14 protein-coding genes are annotated in these 15,503 nt (G+C 59.9%); 9 read left to right on the plus strand and 5 right to left on the minus strand.

Annotation, left to right across the window (positions count from 1 at the left end; all coding sequences use genetic code 11):
* Positions 1 to 157: 157 nt before the first annotated feature.
* The 7 genes from JC607_RS21600 to JC607_RS21630 all read left to right on the plus strand — a co-directional run bounded on the left by JC607_RS21600 (position 158) and on the right by JC607_RS21630 (position 6,359).
* Entirely contained in the window at positions 158 to 1,762 is a 1,605-nt protein-coding gene (locus JC607_RS21600; protein ID WP_174213240.1) for a murein L,D-transpeptidase, read from the plus strand.
* Positions 1,763 to 2,152: 390 nt separating this feature from the next.
* On the plus strand, positions 2,153 to 2,755 hold the full coding sequence (locus JC607_RS21605; protein WP_174213241.1) for an SCO family protein: 603 nt from the start codon (positions 2,153 to 2,155) through the stop codon (positions 2,753 to 2,755).
* Between the two features lie 3 nt (positions 2,756 to 2,758).
* Positions 2,759 to 3,238 (plus strand): copper chaperone PCu(A)C, encoded by a 480-nt coding sequence (locus JC607_RS21610; protein ID WP_174213242.1) that lies wholly within the window; start codon positions 2,759 to 2,761, stop codon positions 3,236 to 3,238.
* Positions 3,217 to 3,825, plus strand: a complete 609-nt coding sequence (locus JC607_RS21615) for an SCO family protein (RefSeq protein WP_198838868.1) — start codon at positions 3,217 to 3,219, stop codon at positions 3,823 to 3,825. The genes JC607_RS21610 and JC607_RS21615 overlap by 22 nt, the downstream gene beginning before the upstream one ends.
* Positions 3,826 to 3,842: 17 nt before the next feature.
* Entirely contained in the window at positions 3,843 to 5,018 is a 1,176-nt protein-coding gene (locus JC607_RS21620) for a M23 family metallopeptidase (protein WP_174213244.1), read from the plus strand.
* A gap of 53 nt (positions 5,019 to 5,071) precedes the next feature.
* Positions 5,072 to 5,758 carry a CAP domain-containing protein gene (locus JC607_RS21625; protein ID WP_174213245.1) on the plus strand — a complete coding sequence of 229 codons (687 nt, stop codon included), beginning with the start codon at positions 5,072 to 5,074 and terminating at the stop codon, positions 5,756 to 5,758.
* 16 nt (positions 5,759 to 5,774) lie between these two features.
* Positions 5,775 to 6,359 (plus strand): L,D-transpeptidase, encoded by a 585-nt coding sequence (locus tag JC607_RS21630; protein WP_174213246.1) that lies wholly within the window; start codon positions 5,775 to 5,777, stop codon positions 6,357 to 6,359.
* A gap of 138 nt (positions 6,360 to 6,497) precedes the next feature.
* On the opposite strand, the gene JC607_RS21635 is transcribed toward JC607_RS21630, so the two are convergent.
* Genes JC607_RS21635 through mobC form a run of 3 tightly spaced genes read right to left on the minus strand, consistent with a single transcriptional unit; the run spans position 6,498 to position 11,389 of the window.
* Complete coding sequence (locus JC607_RS21635; protein ID WP_233093073.1) at positions 6,498 to 8,447, minus strand: type IV secretory system conjugative DNA transfer family protein; 1,950 nt, start codon at positions 8,445 to 8,447, stop codon at positions 6,498 to 6,500.
* Positions 8,440 to 10,815, minus strand: coding sequence for a relaxase/mobilization nuclease domain-containing protein (locus JC607_RS21640; protein WP_174213262.1), 2,376 nt, complete (start codon positions 10,813 to 10,815; stop codon positions 8,440 to 8,442). Before JC607_RS21640 ends, JC607_RS21635 begins: the two co-directional genes overlap by 8 nt.
* The gene (gene mobC, locus JC607_RS21645; RefSeq protein ID WP_174213261.1) at positions 10,802 to 11,389 is read right to left on the minus strand and encodes a plasmid mobilization relaxosome protein MobC; all 588 of its coding nucleotides are present in this window, start codon (positions 11,387 to 11,389) and stop codon (positions 10,802 to 10,804) included. Before mobC ends, JC607_RS21640 begins: the two co-directional genes overlap by 14 nt.
* Positions 11,390 to 11,880: 491 nt before the next feature.
* Here mobC and JC607_RS21650 point away from each other — a divergent pair, with 491 nt between their 5' ends.
* Together JC607_RS21650 and JC607_RS21655 are read left to right on the plus strand one after the other, a co-directional pair.
* Complete coding sequence (locus JC607_RS21650; protein WP_174213260.1) at positions 11,881 to 12,600, plus strand: AAA family ATPase; 720 nt, start codon at positions 11,881 to 11,883, stop codon at positions 12,598 to 12,600.
* Positions 12,601 to 12,607: 7 nt separating this feature from the next.
* The gene (locus tag JC607_RS21655; protein WP_174213259.1) at positions 12,608 to 13,165 is read left to right on the plus strand and encodes a hypothetical protein; all 558 of its coding nucleotides are present in this window, start codon (positions 12,608 to 12,610) and stop codon (positions 13,163 to 13,165) included.
* Positions 13,166 to 13,173: 8 nt separating this feature from the next.
* On the opposite strand, the gene JC607_RS21660 is transcribed toward JC607_RS21655, so the two are convergent.
* Together JC607_RS21660 and JC607_RS21665 are read right to left on the minus strand one after the other, a co-directional pair.
* Positions 13,174 to 13,842: a LuxR family transcriptional regulator gene (locus JC607_RS21660; protein WP_198838869.1), complete on the minus strand. Its 669-nt coding sequence runs from the start codon at positions 13,840 to 13,842 to the stop codon at positions 13,174 to 13,176.
* Positions 13,843 to 14,549: 707 nt separating this feature from the next.
* Positions 14,550 to 15,497: a LysR family transcriptional regulator gene (locus JC607_RS21665; protein WP_174213257.1), complete on the minus strand. Its 948-nt coding sequence runs from the start codon at positions 15,495 to 15,497 to the stop codon at positions 14,550 to 14,552.
* Positions 15,498 to 15,503 lie beyond the last annotated feature (6 nt).

Below are 15,503 nucleotides of genomic sequence, written 5' to 3' on the forward strand. Positions count from 1 at the left end.
TATCCTGCTTGAACCTCGAGTAACTAGAGGTCGTATCCACCCCGAAGTCAGCACCCACCGCCGTGAGGTGGGCACGTCCTGCTGTTGGTTTTCTGTCCGGTCACCGTGTCGGCATAGCAGTGCTGACATTTTGAAAGTGACGACGGAGGAGGTTCTGATGAGCAGGCACGCAGGAAGCAGTCAGGCTTCAAGACGGAGCATTCTGAGTTTGATGGCCGCGAGCGGGCTGACTGGGTTGCTGCCCGGCAGAGCACTCGCACAGACTCTTCCAGCTTTCAGCATGGTACTTGCAGAGAGTGTGGCAGACGACCCCGGGCTGTCTGCCTTCTACCGTAACACCAATTATATGCCGGTCTGGACAGGATCCGAGCACGGAGCGCGCAGGGCAGCTTTCGTGACAGCACTCTCCCAGGCAGGAGATCAAGGATTGCCGACGGGTCAGTACGACCTTGAGGGGCTGATTGCTGGTTACCATGCAGTTTCATCAGAACGGGACCGTGCAAGGATTGAAGCTCGGACCTCGAAGCTTTTTGTGCGATATGCCCGCGACCTGGGGAGCGGCGTTCTGGATCCTATACAAATCATCCCCCAAATTGTCCGAACCCTTCCCCGCCCCGATGTCGCCAGCCTGATGCACGATTTCGCCATGGCCGAACCGGCGGCCTTCATCCGCAATATGGTGCCATCCTGCCCTGAATACGCACGCCTGCTGCGGTCGATCTATCACTTGCGTGAGAAAATCATCCAGGGTGGCTGGGGCCCTGCGGTGACTTCTCTGAGTTTACGGCCCGGCGATCTGGGAGGAGCGGTAGTCGCGCTGCGAGACAGGCTCATAGAGATGGGTTACCTCGCCCGCACTGCTGTTGCGACCTATGACCATCGAATTCAAACTGCTGTCGCCCGCTTTCAAAGCTTCCACGGCATCGCGGCAACCGGCGTCGCGGACGCAGCAACACTGGCGGAAATCAACATCTCTCCGGAGGCTCGGCTCCGTTCCCTCACAGTGGCACTCGAGCGAGAGCGATGGTTGAACATACCCCGAGGGCAGCGCCACATCTGGGTAAACCTCGCCGATTTCACCACCCAGATCATGGACGATGATCTGGTGACGCTGGATACGGTTTCTATCATCGGCGGCCGCCCAAACGACACACAGACCCCCGAATTCTCACACCAAATGACCTACTTGGAAGTCAACCCGGACTGGACCCTACCGCGCTCGATCGTTGCGCGAACTTACTGGAATAGCCTCGTCAGCGGCGGAGCGCGCCAACTCGACGTCATCGACAGTGCAGGGCGCGTGGTCCCGCGGAGTTCGATCAACTTCTCGCGTTATACTGCGCGCACCTTCCCCTACAGCTTGCGCCAGGCTCCAGGACCAACCAACCCATTGGGCACAGTCAAGTTCATGTTCCCCAACCCGTGGGCAATCTATCTGCATGACAGCCCCGAGCGCCAGCTTTTCAACAATGAGCTGAGAGCTTTCTCTGCCGGGTGCATCCGCCTGAGAGAGCCACATGAATTCGCATATGAGCTTCTGTCGCGCCAGAGCGACGACCCGATCGAACTGTTCCAGTCGACACTGCGTAGTCAGAGGCAAACCCGCATACAACTGGAGCAACCCGTTCCAGTTCATCTGGAGTATCGTACCGCCTTTACCACCGCACGCGGCGGCGTTCACTTCAGAAAGGATGTCTATGATCGCGACACCAAGCTCTATGATGCGCTGGATCAGTTGGGTGCTATTTTCAGATTTAGTTGAAGAAAATAACCTCACTCTCACCATACGCTATGCATTTCCGACCGTGCACCTGCAGCAGTCCGAAGAATAAATGATTGCGGCGCCTTGTGACAAAGCCGTGAGGGACCCTTTTTCCACTTGATCCTCTAGTTGCTTGAGGTTGTAGGCGAACCCTCGGACCAGACGAAATAACTTTGATCGCAGGAGAATATGCTCGTGGCCACAGAGGCAGACCGATGCTCGCGCTAATAGCACTACCAATTGGAGCTATATGGGGGGCATTTCTCGCGAAAAAGAGGGGAGGCAACCGGCTTGATATGTTGCAGTATGCGGCTGGCTTCGCAATCGCGTTCTTTCTGCTCACTGTGGTCCTGAGCATAGCGTTCGCTCGATACCTGGAGCTCTGAACGTATGTTACGGTTGAGCAGAATTCAAAAAGCTCTTTGGATTGCAGCAATCCTGGCCTCTTTCGTATTCGCCATCCTGAAGTCAGGGCTCTGGTCCGAAGAAACGCCCCCAACCATCGAGAGCGCAGATTTCCTGCCCCAGTTCAGCCTGCCGGACAGTTCGGGTAAATTGCGCGACAGCGAAGAATTCCGCGGTCGCTGGCTGCTGGTCTTCTTTGGCTTCACAAATTGTCCCGACGTATGCCCGACAACTCTGGCCGAGGCCGCACAGGTTCTGGATGACCTTGGGCCACAGGCCGCTTCCGTTCAGCCAGTGTTTATATCGATCGACCCCGAACGTGACCTAGCGCTTGGAATCGACGACTACACTGCAGCATTCCACTCGCAGATCCTGGGTCTTGCGGGATCACCAACTGCGACCCAGGCCGCCGCCGACAGCTTTCGCATCTATTTCTCACGGGAAGATGATGAAAACGCGCCCGATGGCTACACCATGTCGCACAGTCCCGGCCTTTTCCTCGTTGCACCTGACGGGCAATGGTTGCGCCAGTTTGCATATGGCACCTCGGCAACCGAGATCCTCGCCGATCTGAAAGAAAGATTCTGAGGTATGAAGTATCTCCTGGCCGCACTGGCTGTCAGCATGACGGCATCCGCCGCCTCTGCCCAAAGCTGCCCCTCTTGGCAAAGTGGTGATCTGACCCTCACCAACGCCTGGTCGCGCGCAACCATCGGCCCGGCCCGCCCCGCCGTCTTCTATGTCGAGATCGCGAACGCGGGCAGCGTGGATGACTCCCTGACGGCGATCTCTACGCCGCTGGCCGAAATGCCGATGCTGCATGAAACGGTCGTGACCGACGGCGTAGCGACCATGCCACATGTCTCGGACATTCCGGTGCCTGCCGGATCGACGGTCAGCCTCGCGCCGGGCGGCTTTCACGGGATGCTCATGGGCCTGACCGCCGCGCTGGCCGAAGGGGAGAGTTTCCCCATGACCCTGATATTCGAACGTTCCGGAGAAGTGACCATCGATGTCGGCATTGCCGCCTATGCTGCCAGGGGGCCGGCATGCCAACCCGACGACAGCTGATCCTCGGTGCCGCAGCGGTGGTCGCTACCGCAGCCGGCACGCTGGCTCTGGGTGCCTGGCGCAGCCGGCGGAACCCACCGCAGACAGACGCATCGCCACTGCCTTTGGCACTGAATGAAATGGACTGGCGCCTGACCAGCCAACGGGGTGTGCCTGTCGGCCCCGGGGATTGGATCGGGCGACCGGCGCTTGTCTTCTTCGGCTTTACCTGGTGCCCCGACGTGTGCCCGACAACGCTGATCAACATCTCGGACTGGCTGGAAGAACTGGGTGAGGACGCGGAAGCCCTTACCATCGCGCTGATCACCGTGGATCCCGAGCGCGACAGCCCCGAGGTACTGGCCGATTATGTAAGTCTGTTTGATGCCCGCATCACGGGACTGACCGGAACACCGGATGAGATCGCCCGTACCGCCGCAGCCTTCAGAGTGAGGTACGAAAAGATGCCGCGCGAAGATGGCGACTATACGATGAACCACACCGCCGGCGTCTTTCTGTTCCGGCCCGATGGCCGCTTTGCGGGCATCATTGATTTCCACGAAGACCCCGCCTTCGCCATTCCTAAAATCCGTCGCATCCTGACCTGAAAAGGACATCCTGCCAGATGGCCACAAAACTGACCGTCCCGCTGCTCGCTTTTCTGTTGGCGGCCCCATTACATGCAGAGCCACTGGCGAGCGAGCAAATCGAGACTGGGGCAGCCGTTGAGGTGCAGTCCGCTGAGATCACTATCGCGCAAGGGGACTCTCTTGACAGGCTGTTGGCGCAGGGCGGCATCTCGCCATCCGACCGCGCTGAAGCCGCTCTCGCGCTGGACGGCGTGTATGATATCCGCGATTTGCGCCCAGGCAACGTGTTGCGCTGGACGACCAGACGCGACGACAATTCTCGCCTAGAGTCGCTCCAACTCCTCGTAGGCAATGGCGTCGAAGTATCTCTCTCCTTCACTGGCGAGGTTGAAGCGGTTCGTCTTGAACCAGAAACAACAACCCGGGGCCGGCAAGAGACAGTCGTTCTGAACGGTTCGCTCTATGATGCGCTGGTCAGTATTGGAGCTCCACCACGGTTCGCTGTGGACCTGACCGCGCTGATGGCGGGTCAGGTCGATTTCAGGCGCGACCTGCGAGGCGGTGAAGCCTTCGCCCTGATCTGGCAAGAAGACATCCTGCCGGATGGCAGCATTGCCGGGGAACCACGCCTCTCTTACTCGAGACTGACCATTGGCGGCCATGACTACGAACTGGTGGCGACAGACGCTGCCAGCCCGGTCCTGTTGTTCGAAGACGGTGAACTCGTCCAGCGCAGTGCTCCGCCGATCATGGGCGCGCGGCTCTCCTCAGTTTTTGGGAACCGCAACCATCCGGTATTGGGTGGGCGCCGCATGCATACAGGCATTGATTATGCCGCGCCGACGGGAACGCCCATCAATGCAACAGGGGCGGGCAGAATTGTATACGCCGGCACCATCCGCGGCTATGGATTGACAATTGATGTCGACCACGGTGGTGGCGTGACTACACGCTATGCTCATCTCTCCGCATTTGCTGAAGGGATGGCTCCCGGAACTCGCGTTCGCGCGGGAGATCGTATTGGTGCGGTTGGCGCAACTGGCCTAGTGAGTGGCCCCAACCTTCACTACGAGGTCTTGATTGACGGCCGACCAGTTGATCCACTCGAAGACGATGCAGTTCCGACACAGGAAATCGCGAGCGCCATCGACATGGACGCTCTTGCAAGAGGGCGCCTCGCAACAGGCTACTCCTCGGATCAAGAAGGTTGAGGGTATCTGAGCGGCCTCTGCCGGCATCTCGCACAGATTCTGAAATTTCCGTGATGCGGCAGGATTTCGGGCATCCCGGCCTTGAACCTCATGTGGCTAGAGGAATTACAGGGTCTTCCGAACAAAATGATCTGAAGGCCTATATACGTCTGATGAACTATAGGAATGAAACCATCACCCAGTCGGGTTCCCCGACCAAAATGCGGGCTCCTACCGCGACGATGTTTCGTGGAGTACTGGGTATTGCTGCGCTGCTCACCTTCTCAGCATGTGCCCAATTGAACCCGTCTGCGCCGCCTCGGCTTGATGATTCTGGCTCGTCAGTTCAAGGGATATATTCTGTAACACCTGAGAATGTTGCCAATGTACGGCAGCGTGCACTCGAAACAGTTAACAACACCAGAAGCGCTTCCGGGGTTGCTGCGGTAGTTCTCGAGCCTGCACTCATATTAGCAGCGGACGAGCATTCTCGTTCTATGGCGCAGCAACGCCGCGCCTGGCACTTCGGCGCAGATGGAAGTTCACCGATGGACCGCGCCCGACGCGCCGGCTTCTCTGGCAATGTGCTGGGAGAGCTGGTTTCAGAGACCTATGAGAGCGAAGTTCAGACAATTGCGACTTGGATGGGCAACTCCGCTCAACGAGCTTTGCTCCTCGATCCGGAAGCACAACGCATTGGCATTGGCGTGTTCCAGGAGCCCGGCAACAGGCTCTGGTGGACTATGACGATCGCCGACTAAGAAAAGGAAAAGCTTGATGACCGGTCTTTCAACACGGCGCGACATCCTCACTTTCGTTGCAGCCGGAATGGCTGCCCTTGCGACTCCAGCCGTCTTGCGGGCCCAAGAAGTCACGATGATCGCGCCTTCCGCACCAAATCGCCACAACACAGCGAGTTTTCGCTCTCAGCGCTGGCAAGACCACTTCCAACACCTGAGAAAGGGGGCAATTCTCTGCGATTTGGAGGCCCGCGTCCTGCATTACTGGTCAGAAGACGAAAGCCTATATCTCGTATACCCTTCTTCGGTGCCCATGAGTGAAGAATTAACCCGCCGCGGCTATACCGAGATAGTCTTGAAGCGCCGAAATCCCACCTGGATTCCGACACCGAATATGCGTGAGCGCGACCCGACACTTCCTCAATCAATTGGTCCGGGTCCGGACAATCCCCTTGGTTCGCGGGCGCTGAACCTAAGTTGGCAATATTACCGGATCCACGGGATTGATCTGGTTGAAAAGATAGGCCGTCCCGCCTCAAATGGTTGTGTCGGAATATACAATGAGAACATCGAAAGATTGTTCGATATCGTTGAAATCGGAACGCAAGTGAGGCTGCTCTAGAAGGTTCAGGAATTCTGGACTCATCAACGGCCATGTTGCTTGCAGCTGAACTTCCCGACCCTTGCATGCTGTGTTCCCGGTTAGCGCTTCTCATACCCAACCTGGAACTGCATGTGGTGCCCGTATGGGATGCTCGCCTCAGGGTGTGATCCCTGCGTGATTGGCGATAATATCTGCGGCTTTAAGGACAGCTCTCTCGACCGCAAGTTTACTGTCATCAGTCCGACGGAAGGCCAAAGGCTCAAGGCGGATCGGCGTCAGGGCTCGTACAATCGCGTCACGTCGACTAGGTGCACGCAATTTGGGATCCGAGACGGTATTAGCTCCTGCTGTCGGGAGAAGATCATTGCCTCGCATTTGACCTACGGCTTCCAGTCTTCGGGATAGGAGTCCCACAGCATCTTCTGCCTCCTTTAGCCGGGAATCGTACCGCAGCTTCTCAGCATCAGGATACGGATAGCTACCCCACTGACCTTTATGGGGCAGTTGGAGTACAGGATCTTCGTAATACTTGATCCGCCGGGCCCGGATCGGCATTTGCGCATCGACCACGAGGATGACTTCATCAAGGTCAAGACGCCGCGCCTCATCCTCGTTCAACAGAGGCGTTTCCTCAGTGCGTTCCGTCACGCTGCGGCCTTCAAACGGGTTGCGCCCAACAGAGCGGGACCGCGTCACCACACGCTTCGTTGTTTTCCCCACCGCCTGGCTCAACTCCTCGATGGTCTTCTGATCCGATGGTGTGAGGTAGAGTTTGACCCCTGCCCCACCCTGCAGGGACCGGCGGGTATTCTCACCATAGATCTCGTCCAGCGCCGGGATGGTCTGGGTAACGATGGCGAGGTTGCCGCCGAAGGAGCGTAGCGTCTTGATGCTTTCGGCCACGATCGGCATCTTCCCGAGCCGGTCGAACTCATCGAGCATGATCATCACTGGCCAGGGTTCGTCTTCCCTCGGCTCGGCCGCCTGAAGCGATGCGATCAAATCCGAAAAAAACAGCCGGATGAGCGGCGCGAGGGGCCGGATCATCTCGGATTCCACCGCTAGATAGATGGAGTGCGGCTGACGACGGATATCCCGGAAGGAAAAATCCGATGTCGCCGTTGCCCGGTCAATTGCCGGATTGTCCCAGGTATCCAGGCCCGAGGTCATAAGGAGCGAGAGATAGGAGGTGAGGGTATCGTTGTTGGTGGAAGCCATGCGCTCGAAGATCAGCCTAGCCGAGGGGCTCTTCACCTCATGGGCGCGCTTGAGATACTCCTTCTGCTTGTCGCCTCCCGAGGCGGTGATGCGGTAGATCTCGCCGATGGTCGGAATCCCGCGCTCGAAGGCCAGAAGCCCGGCGGCCACAAATAGGTCGATCCCGCCAGCAAGCAAACCGTTCAGTTTCTCGTTGTCGGTCTGGAGGAAGAGCTTCGCGGTCAGCTTCAACTCCATCTGTTGCCGGTCGGAGTTGGTCATCGCCGCAATCCTCGCCAGCGGATTGTAGCGGTGCGTCGGGCGCTCCCAATCCGTTGGAGCGAAGCGGAAAACCTTGTCGCCCAAGGAGGCGCGGAATCGCGCGGTTTCGCGGAAGTTCTCGCCCTTGACGTCGAGCACCACGGCGGAACCGCGATAGGTGAGCAGGTTCGGGATCACGAAGCCGACGCCTTTGCCGCGCCCGGTTGGGGCTACGACCAGCGCATGCGGAAAGGTCTTTGAGACAATGAAGGGCTTCTTCGACTTCGGGGGGCCCATCTTGCCAAGAAGGAATCCGGCACCGGGTTTTGCGAAGAAGCCGTTGCGCTTCATCTCTGAGCGAGTTTGCCAATGGGTCAGTCCGAACCGGGTCAGCGCATCGCCCAGCATGGTCGCGGTGAGCAGAAGCGCCAGCAGGCCGGATCCGGCGATGATGCCATTGACCCAGAGAAAATCCTGCGGGGCCGTGTTGCGTAGGGCCAGCCAGTTTCGGGCCAGCAGCGTCAGGTCGAGGCTGCGGGTGGAGTGGCCATATTGCAGGACGAAGTAGAGCGTCGCCAGCACATAGCCGATGATCAGGCCCAGCAGGGTGAGTGTCGCGGCGGCGAAGGCCATCTTGCCCTTATCCATGGCGGATGCCTTTCTCGCCGTCGGTCTGGTTGTGCCGTAGATCGTCGCCATGGCGATCTTCCACGATCCGGTCCAAGACTCTGTCCATGGCCGGATCGCTGGCATGCACCTTGTTGGCCTCCAGCCAGACCTTCGCCAGTACAAGCTGCTGGCGCGGATTGTCGGTGATCGCCTCGAGGGCCTCGGCATCTCCGGATCGCAGAGCGCGAATATCCGCATCGGTCAGCCGGGCGTTGACCTGCTCGACCAGCCGCGCCTGCCCTGCCTCTGACAAGGGCCGGACCTCGCCCTGCCCCGCCTCGCGCAGGACCGCGATCAGTTCCGGGGCGGATTCGGCCATATGGCGGCGCTCGGCGTAGACTTGGCGCAAGCGATCCTCGCTCTCGACGGCGCGTTCGCTGATATAGTCACGCGATGCTCCCTCAGCATAAAGGTGGTCGATCTCACGCTGCACTGCGGCGCGGACCTCGTCCGCCGGCATCTCGGCACGGTAACGCGCCAGGGTTCTGGCCTCTTCGGTGATCGGGCCGATATCCCTGAACGGATCGCGCAGCGCGAGTTCCATGTCGCCGATATGCAAGCCGCGGTCCGCTTCCCTAACTCCGGATTTCGGGGGCTGGATGACATCGGTCGCCTTCTCCCACGCCATGGCTGCGAGTTCCGCATGCTGGGGCGAGCGCTGAGCGAAGCGGTCGAAGGCCACCGTAGCCTCGGCCACGCCCTTCTCGCCAGCCCGACGGGCCCGCGGATCATCGGAGTAGGAATAGCTGAAGTCAGTCCGCTCGAACTGATAGACCAGCGCCCGGAACTCCTGACGCTCGGCCGGACTGTAGATGTCGGGCTCGCGGCCCCCACCCGCCGCATTATCCACCTCTGCCCGGTGCACGGCACGGTCAGAGGCCCGCGCCCTATTCTCCCTTTCCGGTTCTTCCCGCTCCACCTGCTCGACGGCCCTCAACACTCGCGCCTCGGTCAGGACATCTCCGAGCTTGCCATGGACAGCCTCCAGCCGATCCATCGCCTGATCGCGCTGTACCTCATCGCGCAGGTCCAACCCTTCCTTTCCGGCAATTGCCCGCAAATCCTGTGCGAGCCATTGCTGTTCCAGCGCGGCATTGCCTGCACCCTCGCGCATCCGGGCCAGAACCGCATCGCTGTCGATGCCGGTGCCCTGCACCGCCTCTGTGATGCGGGTTCTGAGAGCAGGGTCGTCCAACTGATCCCGATGCGCCTCCACAAGGTTCGGGGCGGCATAGATCCCGTCGCGGGACGCGGGTTCGTGCAAAGTGTCGGACCGCTCGCCGAGCGGCTGCAGGTGTGAGACCTCGCGCAGCACATCGGTCAGTTTTCGCTCGATCACCGGGCGCTCGGTTGCCGGAGCCCGCTCGATCAGATCCTCGATCTGCCGAACATTCTGCGTGAACCGGTCGATCAACTCGTCAAAGTCATGAACATCTTCACTCATATACAACACTCCGTCTGACTGGATACTTGCGCCCCGGGCCAACAGATCCCCTGCCCGGGTCAGGGCTTCCGCTACATCATGGAAGTTCGAACGCGAGGCCTCGGCCGCGAGACCTCGATAAATCGCGGCATTGCGCGCGACCTCGGCCAGGGCGCGGTCAAGGTCAGGGCCGGTGCGCGGGCGTTCAGCCGCCACCCTACCCTCTGCCTCGGCCTTGCGGATCTCCGTCTCGTTGGCCGCGCGGGTCAGCACGCCCCGGTCCAGCCGCCGTGTCGCCTCGAGCCGCAGCCCGTGGCGCTCGGCCGCCTCGACCATGGCCTCGCGGAAGGCGTCATAGCTGAAGTGATGGTCCTTCCCGAGGAAGAACATCTCCCCGTCCTTGCTGCGACGGTTCAGCACGATATGGGCATGGGGATGGGCGCGGTCCTCATGGATTGCAGCGATGTAGTCGAAGCGGGCACCATCGCTCTCAAAGAAGCGCTCGCAGATTTCGCGGGTGATCTCGCGCACCTCGGTTCTGCGGGTGCCGATGGGAAAGGCCATCAGGAGATGCGAGGTATGGCCCAGCTTCGGCGCGTGGCGCTCGTTCCACTGGTTCTCGAAGCGCCGCGCCACCCGTTCGATCTCGCCGGGCGAGAGCACTTTCTTGCCATCATGGGTGCCTCGGGAATCTAGGATGAAGCTCGACTTGGTGGTGAGGTAGGAGAGCTGGGCGCGTAGCTGTGCCCCGGTATGGCAGCCGCCCTGGCGGATCGGCTTGAAGATCGCCGGCGAATGGCCGCGCGCGGCCCGCACCATCTGCGCGCGTTTGCCAAACCCGCCCGAGGCAGAGCCTGAGACCTTGCTCCAGCCTCGATCGAAGAGCGCAGGATTGATCGCCCGGACGGCGTCAGCGCGGGCCATCGCGCACCTCCGCCACCAGGGGCGCCAACGCCTGGCTGACCTCCAGTTCCAACGCGCGGCGGCGGTTGCGCGCCAGCTCTTGAATCTGGTCGGACATATCGAAGACCAGACCTGCCAGCGCCCGGATCTCCGCCTGCTCAGGCACCGAAAGCTTCGCCACCTCACCCCTGACCCGGCCCTCATTCAGGCGGCGGGCAATCTGGTTGATGTTGTTGCCGACCCGGTTCAGCGCCGCGCCAAGGCCGCGCAGCTCTTCTGTCATGTATTCGTCCGGGGCCAGGAGATCATCTGCAGCCATCACGAAACGTCTCAGCGCATCGGTGCGGTGAGTGATCCCGCGTCGTGACAGGCTGGCGTCGAAAGCCCTCAGCTCGGCTTCGCTGACCCGCAGGTTCAGCACGCGGGTCCGACTTCCGTTCGAGATACGGCGACCGCTGGCATGGTTCACCGCATTGTAGACCGACACGACGCTGACGCCGTAGCGCGATGCCAACTCCCTCGCAGACACGCCTTCCGACCGCTCTTTGGCGATGCGCAGACGCTCCTCCTCGGTCAGTCGACGGGCCTTGGCCATTGTAAAGAAAACGCTCCTATTTCTTGCCAGAATCGTACAGGCCCGCCGACTCCCAGCACAAGCGGAGTCGGGCCTACGGGCCTGTACTCATTATGAAAAACCGCCCCCGAGGGGCGGATTCACGGTGTCTGCACAATGCGTCACGTCCTATGCGATCTGCATCCCGTCTTCTGGAACGTGCGCCCCGTCCTCTGCCGTTTGCGGTACGTTTTCTGCGGTCTGCGCCACGTCATCTGCAATACGGGATATGCGCTCTGGACCCTGCATCACGCCCCCTGCGTCCTGCATTCTGCACAATGGAAAGTGCCGGTAGGGGAATGGGAGCTGCTATCCGCCATCTGCGTGACGCGCTCTGATTTCTGGAGAGTGCGCCACGTTCTCTGCGATCTGGTAATTGCGCTATGCGGTCTGCATTCTGCTTGACCCGGCATGAAATGCTGCCTAGTCAATAATATTGTATCGTGTCGATTCAGTATTTATGTTGGTGTGCCATGGCGAGTGACTCTCTGCGTGTGATCGCGACCATGGCCCGCAAAGGTGGGTCAGGCAAGACGACCCTGAGCCGGGCACTCGTCAGCGCTGCTGCTGCAGCGGGTCGCCGTGTCACCCTGATCGACAGCGACAGTACTGGCGCCTTCGCGTCCTGGTACAAGCGTGCGGTAGCCAGTGGCTATGGATCGCCCTTGCTGACCCTGGTCAGGGCTGAGAGTGTCGAGACCATAGGCCGCGCCATCGATCACGCCTATGAGCATAACCTTGCGGATCTCATCTTCGTCGACACGGCCGGTGTTGGCGCGGAATGGTCGGACGGCGTCGCAGTGCTGGCGGATCATCTGGTCACGCCGGTCATGCTCTCGACAACAGATCTCGATGTCGGCGAGCAGACGGCGACCTGGTTCGAAAACCTCCGCAACCGCGTCGACGACCCAAGCGCCCTGCCCCGCCATCACGTTGTGCTGAACATGGTCGATCCCAGACCGACCAAGGCCGATGCCGAGTTGATCGCGCGGGCGGTCAGCCGCTTCCCCGTCATCGAGACCGTGATGATGCGTCGCAAGGCCTACAAAGACATGGACCAACTGGGCCTGCTGCACGCCATCGCGCTGGAACGGCAGAACGACCCTAACCCGCTGATGAAACCGCATGTCCGACCGATTGTCGAAGCGCTGGAAGAGGCGGTCGATATCCTCAACGACATTCTCGCGGGGTAAGGCAACCATGGTGCGCAAACGCATTCCCCTCGTTACACGACCTGACCCGGACTATTCGGCCAGCCTGTCCCCGCATGGCCCGCGCCCGGATTCCGCAAGCAGCCTGCCCGAAAGCCCAATAAGCGTTGATACCGCTGAGCAAATGCCGGACGCAGGGCGGACCATCGGGCCGGATCCCGTTGCCCAGCCGGATCGGATGGCATCTTCAATCCAGATCGACGTGCGCGCCACCGCCCTCGACCGTCAGGCAGCGGCGCTGTCAGCCTGCGGGATCGCACCGGCGCAGGTCATTCGTGCTGCCCTGCGCAGGGCCGTGAAGCGGTGGACCCTCTGCCCGACTTATATGCCGCCTGCCCCGCACAAGCGTGCGGGCGATACCAGTTGGACTGCCAGGACCAGCGTGGCTGTCCCCGCTGCCGTATTCGACCGTCTTCAGGCGACACAGGACCCGCTTGGCGTCTGCAGCCGCTGGTCTCTGGTCCGTGGCCAGTTGGAACCCTTGATATGGGAGGAGATCGACGCGCTCCTGGACACGCTGCAGGATGACCATCCTTCTGCCGGCTGAACCCGCTTTCAATCCCGGGATCGCCGACCTTTCGGTCCCCGATCAGGCCGGTTCAGGATCAAGCCGCGGCGGGTGGCAATCGCCACAGCATGGACCGAGTTCTTCGCCCCAAGGATCATGCGCGCCCGTTCCAGCCGCTTCTTGACGGTCTCGGGGCTGATCCCGCGTTTGCGCGCAATCTGCTTGTAGGAGAGGCCGAGCGCCATGTCATCGATCATGTCGAGCTCGCTCCCCGACAGTTCCCGGTTTGCCCCGATCCGGGTGAGGATATGCCCGAGGATATGCTCAACCCCCTCCAACTCGCTGTCGGTCAGCTCCCGGTCTTCGCGGGCGCAGAAGAGAAAGCTCAGCAGCGCAGGTCGCCCCGGATCATGCCGCGAGGCCCCGCCACCGTAACACAGGCCGTGCCGTTTCGCGCTCTCCATCACCTGCGCCCCGGCTGCCGTGATGGACGACGGTTCCAGATCACTCCAGCGCATCCTGCCGGTGTTGGTCCGCGCCCAGTGGTTGACCGGATCAAGCAGGGCAAATTGTCCGTCCCGGTATTGGATTAGCCACGGCTCAGGGAAGGTGGAGACATAGTACTCCGGCGCCAATCCCCTCAGATGAATAACAAGTGAGTAGCCGCTGGTCCCGATCTGGCGCAACCGCGCGTCCAGCGCCGGCATTTCCGTCATGAGTTTCCAAACCATTTCCCCCTCCCGCAGGTGTGGGAATACAACCTGCCACCTTACCCCAACGGGTATCCGCATGGAGAAGTCGCACCCGTTGTGACAGGTTGTGATCAAGCTTGTTCCGTTTCAACTCTCGGGTGACGAACCCCCCTTGATGCAAAGCGCCAAACTCAGGGACATTCGCCACTCTCTCTTTACTTAGATATGGTTATGAGTAAGATGCGCCACGAACATGAGCCTGCCCCTCAAACGCCCAAATATGAACCACGCGAAGCTAAGCTATGCGCGCATCCAGTGGCAAAGCTTAGAGATAGAAAGACGCAGCGCTTAGTGGGCTTTCTGTACAAGTGGAACACCGGCGAGCACATGCCAGCTTGGCTGGACAAACCCTGCCCTAACGCATTGCAAGAACCTCTTGTTGAGAAGCGCTGACGCCGCTGCAGACGTGGGATGCAGCGCATCACTTTTTTCACAGGCTGTTCGTACGTCAGATCGGCATCGATTGTTCGGGGTTCCCGACATCTGATGTCTAATAGCATCGAGCAACGCAGCACGCAGACTCCGCGGGTCATACAACTAAGGAGCTACCGCGTAGTGGGCTATTCATGAACAAGCCGAGCTGAAGTCGCGTGCTGCTTGCAGTACCCGTTTGCCCCTTCAGCGACGCCTGGGTTATAACGTCCCATGCCGGCGTCTCTTCGCGCGCCCAACTATCGAGTGAAAATAGCCAAATCTGAGCCAGACTTAGTAAAACGCGCAAGGCCAAGAGCTTCAGAAATTAATTGACCGACCCAATCGGAAACGACGCGAACGCGGTAGGGCATCTGTCGCCTATGAGGCCATACTAGCGAAACCGGGATAGACGGCGCAGAAAAGTCGCTCAAAATCTCGACAAGTTCACCACGGTTTATAAACCCGGAAACCTCGTAGGCTGGAGCGCGGACAATACCGACGCCGGCGAGCGCACAAGCAAGCAGAGAATCCGCACTGTTCACGCTCACACGTGACCTGAGAGGTGGTGAGATCAAGTTTGTGCCATCCAAAGACCCCCAGTCCAGAGGACGACCGGTGGAAGGAGATATCAAACCAACTTCGACATGACCGGCGAGCTGTCGCATGTCGGTAGGTATTCCGTATCGCTTCAGGTAGCTCGGACTGGCTACAGTCACGAGGCGGACATCACCAACACGCCTTGCTACCAGATCACTGTCAGCAAGAAGCCCGAACCTCACAGAGATGTCCACCCCCTCGGCAACAAGGTCTAGCAACCTGTCGCTACCGCCGAGTTCAATATGCAATTCAGGATAGGCACCAATTAGCGTCGGCAGTGCCGGGGCGAGTATCGTGCTGCTAACGCGCGCCGGCGCATCAATTCGTACCCTGCCTGTCACATTGCTTTGCTTGCCGCGAAATAAGGCCTCTACCTCTTCCATATCGTTGATCAAATGCCGGGCACACACATATAACGCTTCGCCATCATGCGTAGCTCGTACACTTCGCGTACTACGATGAAACATCCTAGCGCCAAAGCGCATCTCAAGATCCTGGATCGCCGCCGAGACCACGGACCGGGAAATATCCAAATCAGCAGCAGCTCGGGAAAAGCTCCGGGTCTCCAGAACCCGCACGAAAATACGCAGCAAATCGATCCTGTCCATGGCCAA

It is taken from the genome of Paracoccus sp. IB05 (genome assembly GCF_016405985.1).
Lineage (GTDB): Bacteria > Pseudomonadota > Alphaproteobacteria > Rhodobacterales > Rhodobacteraceae > Pseudogemmobacter.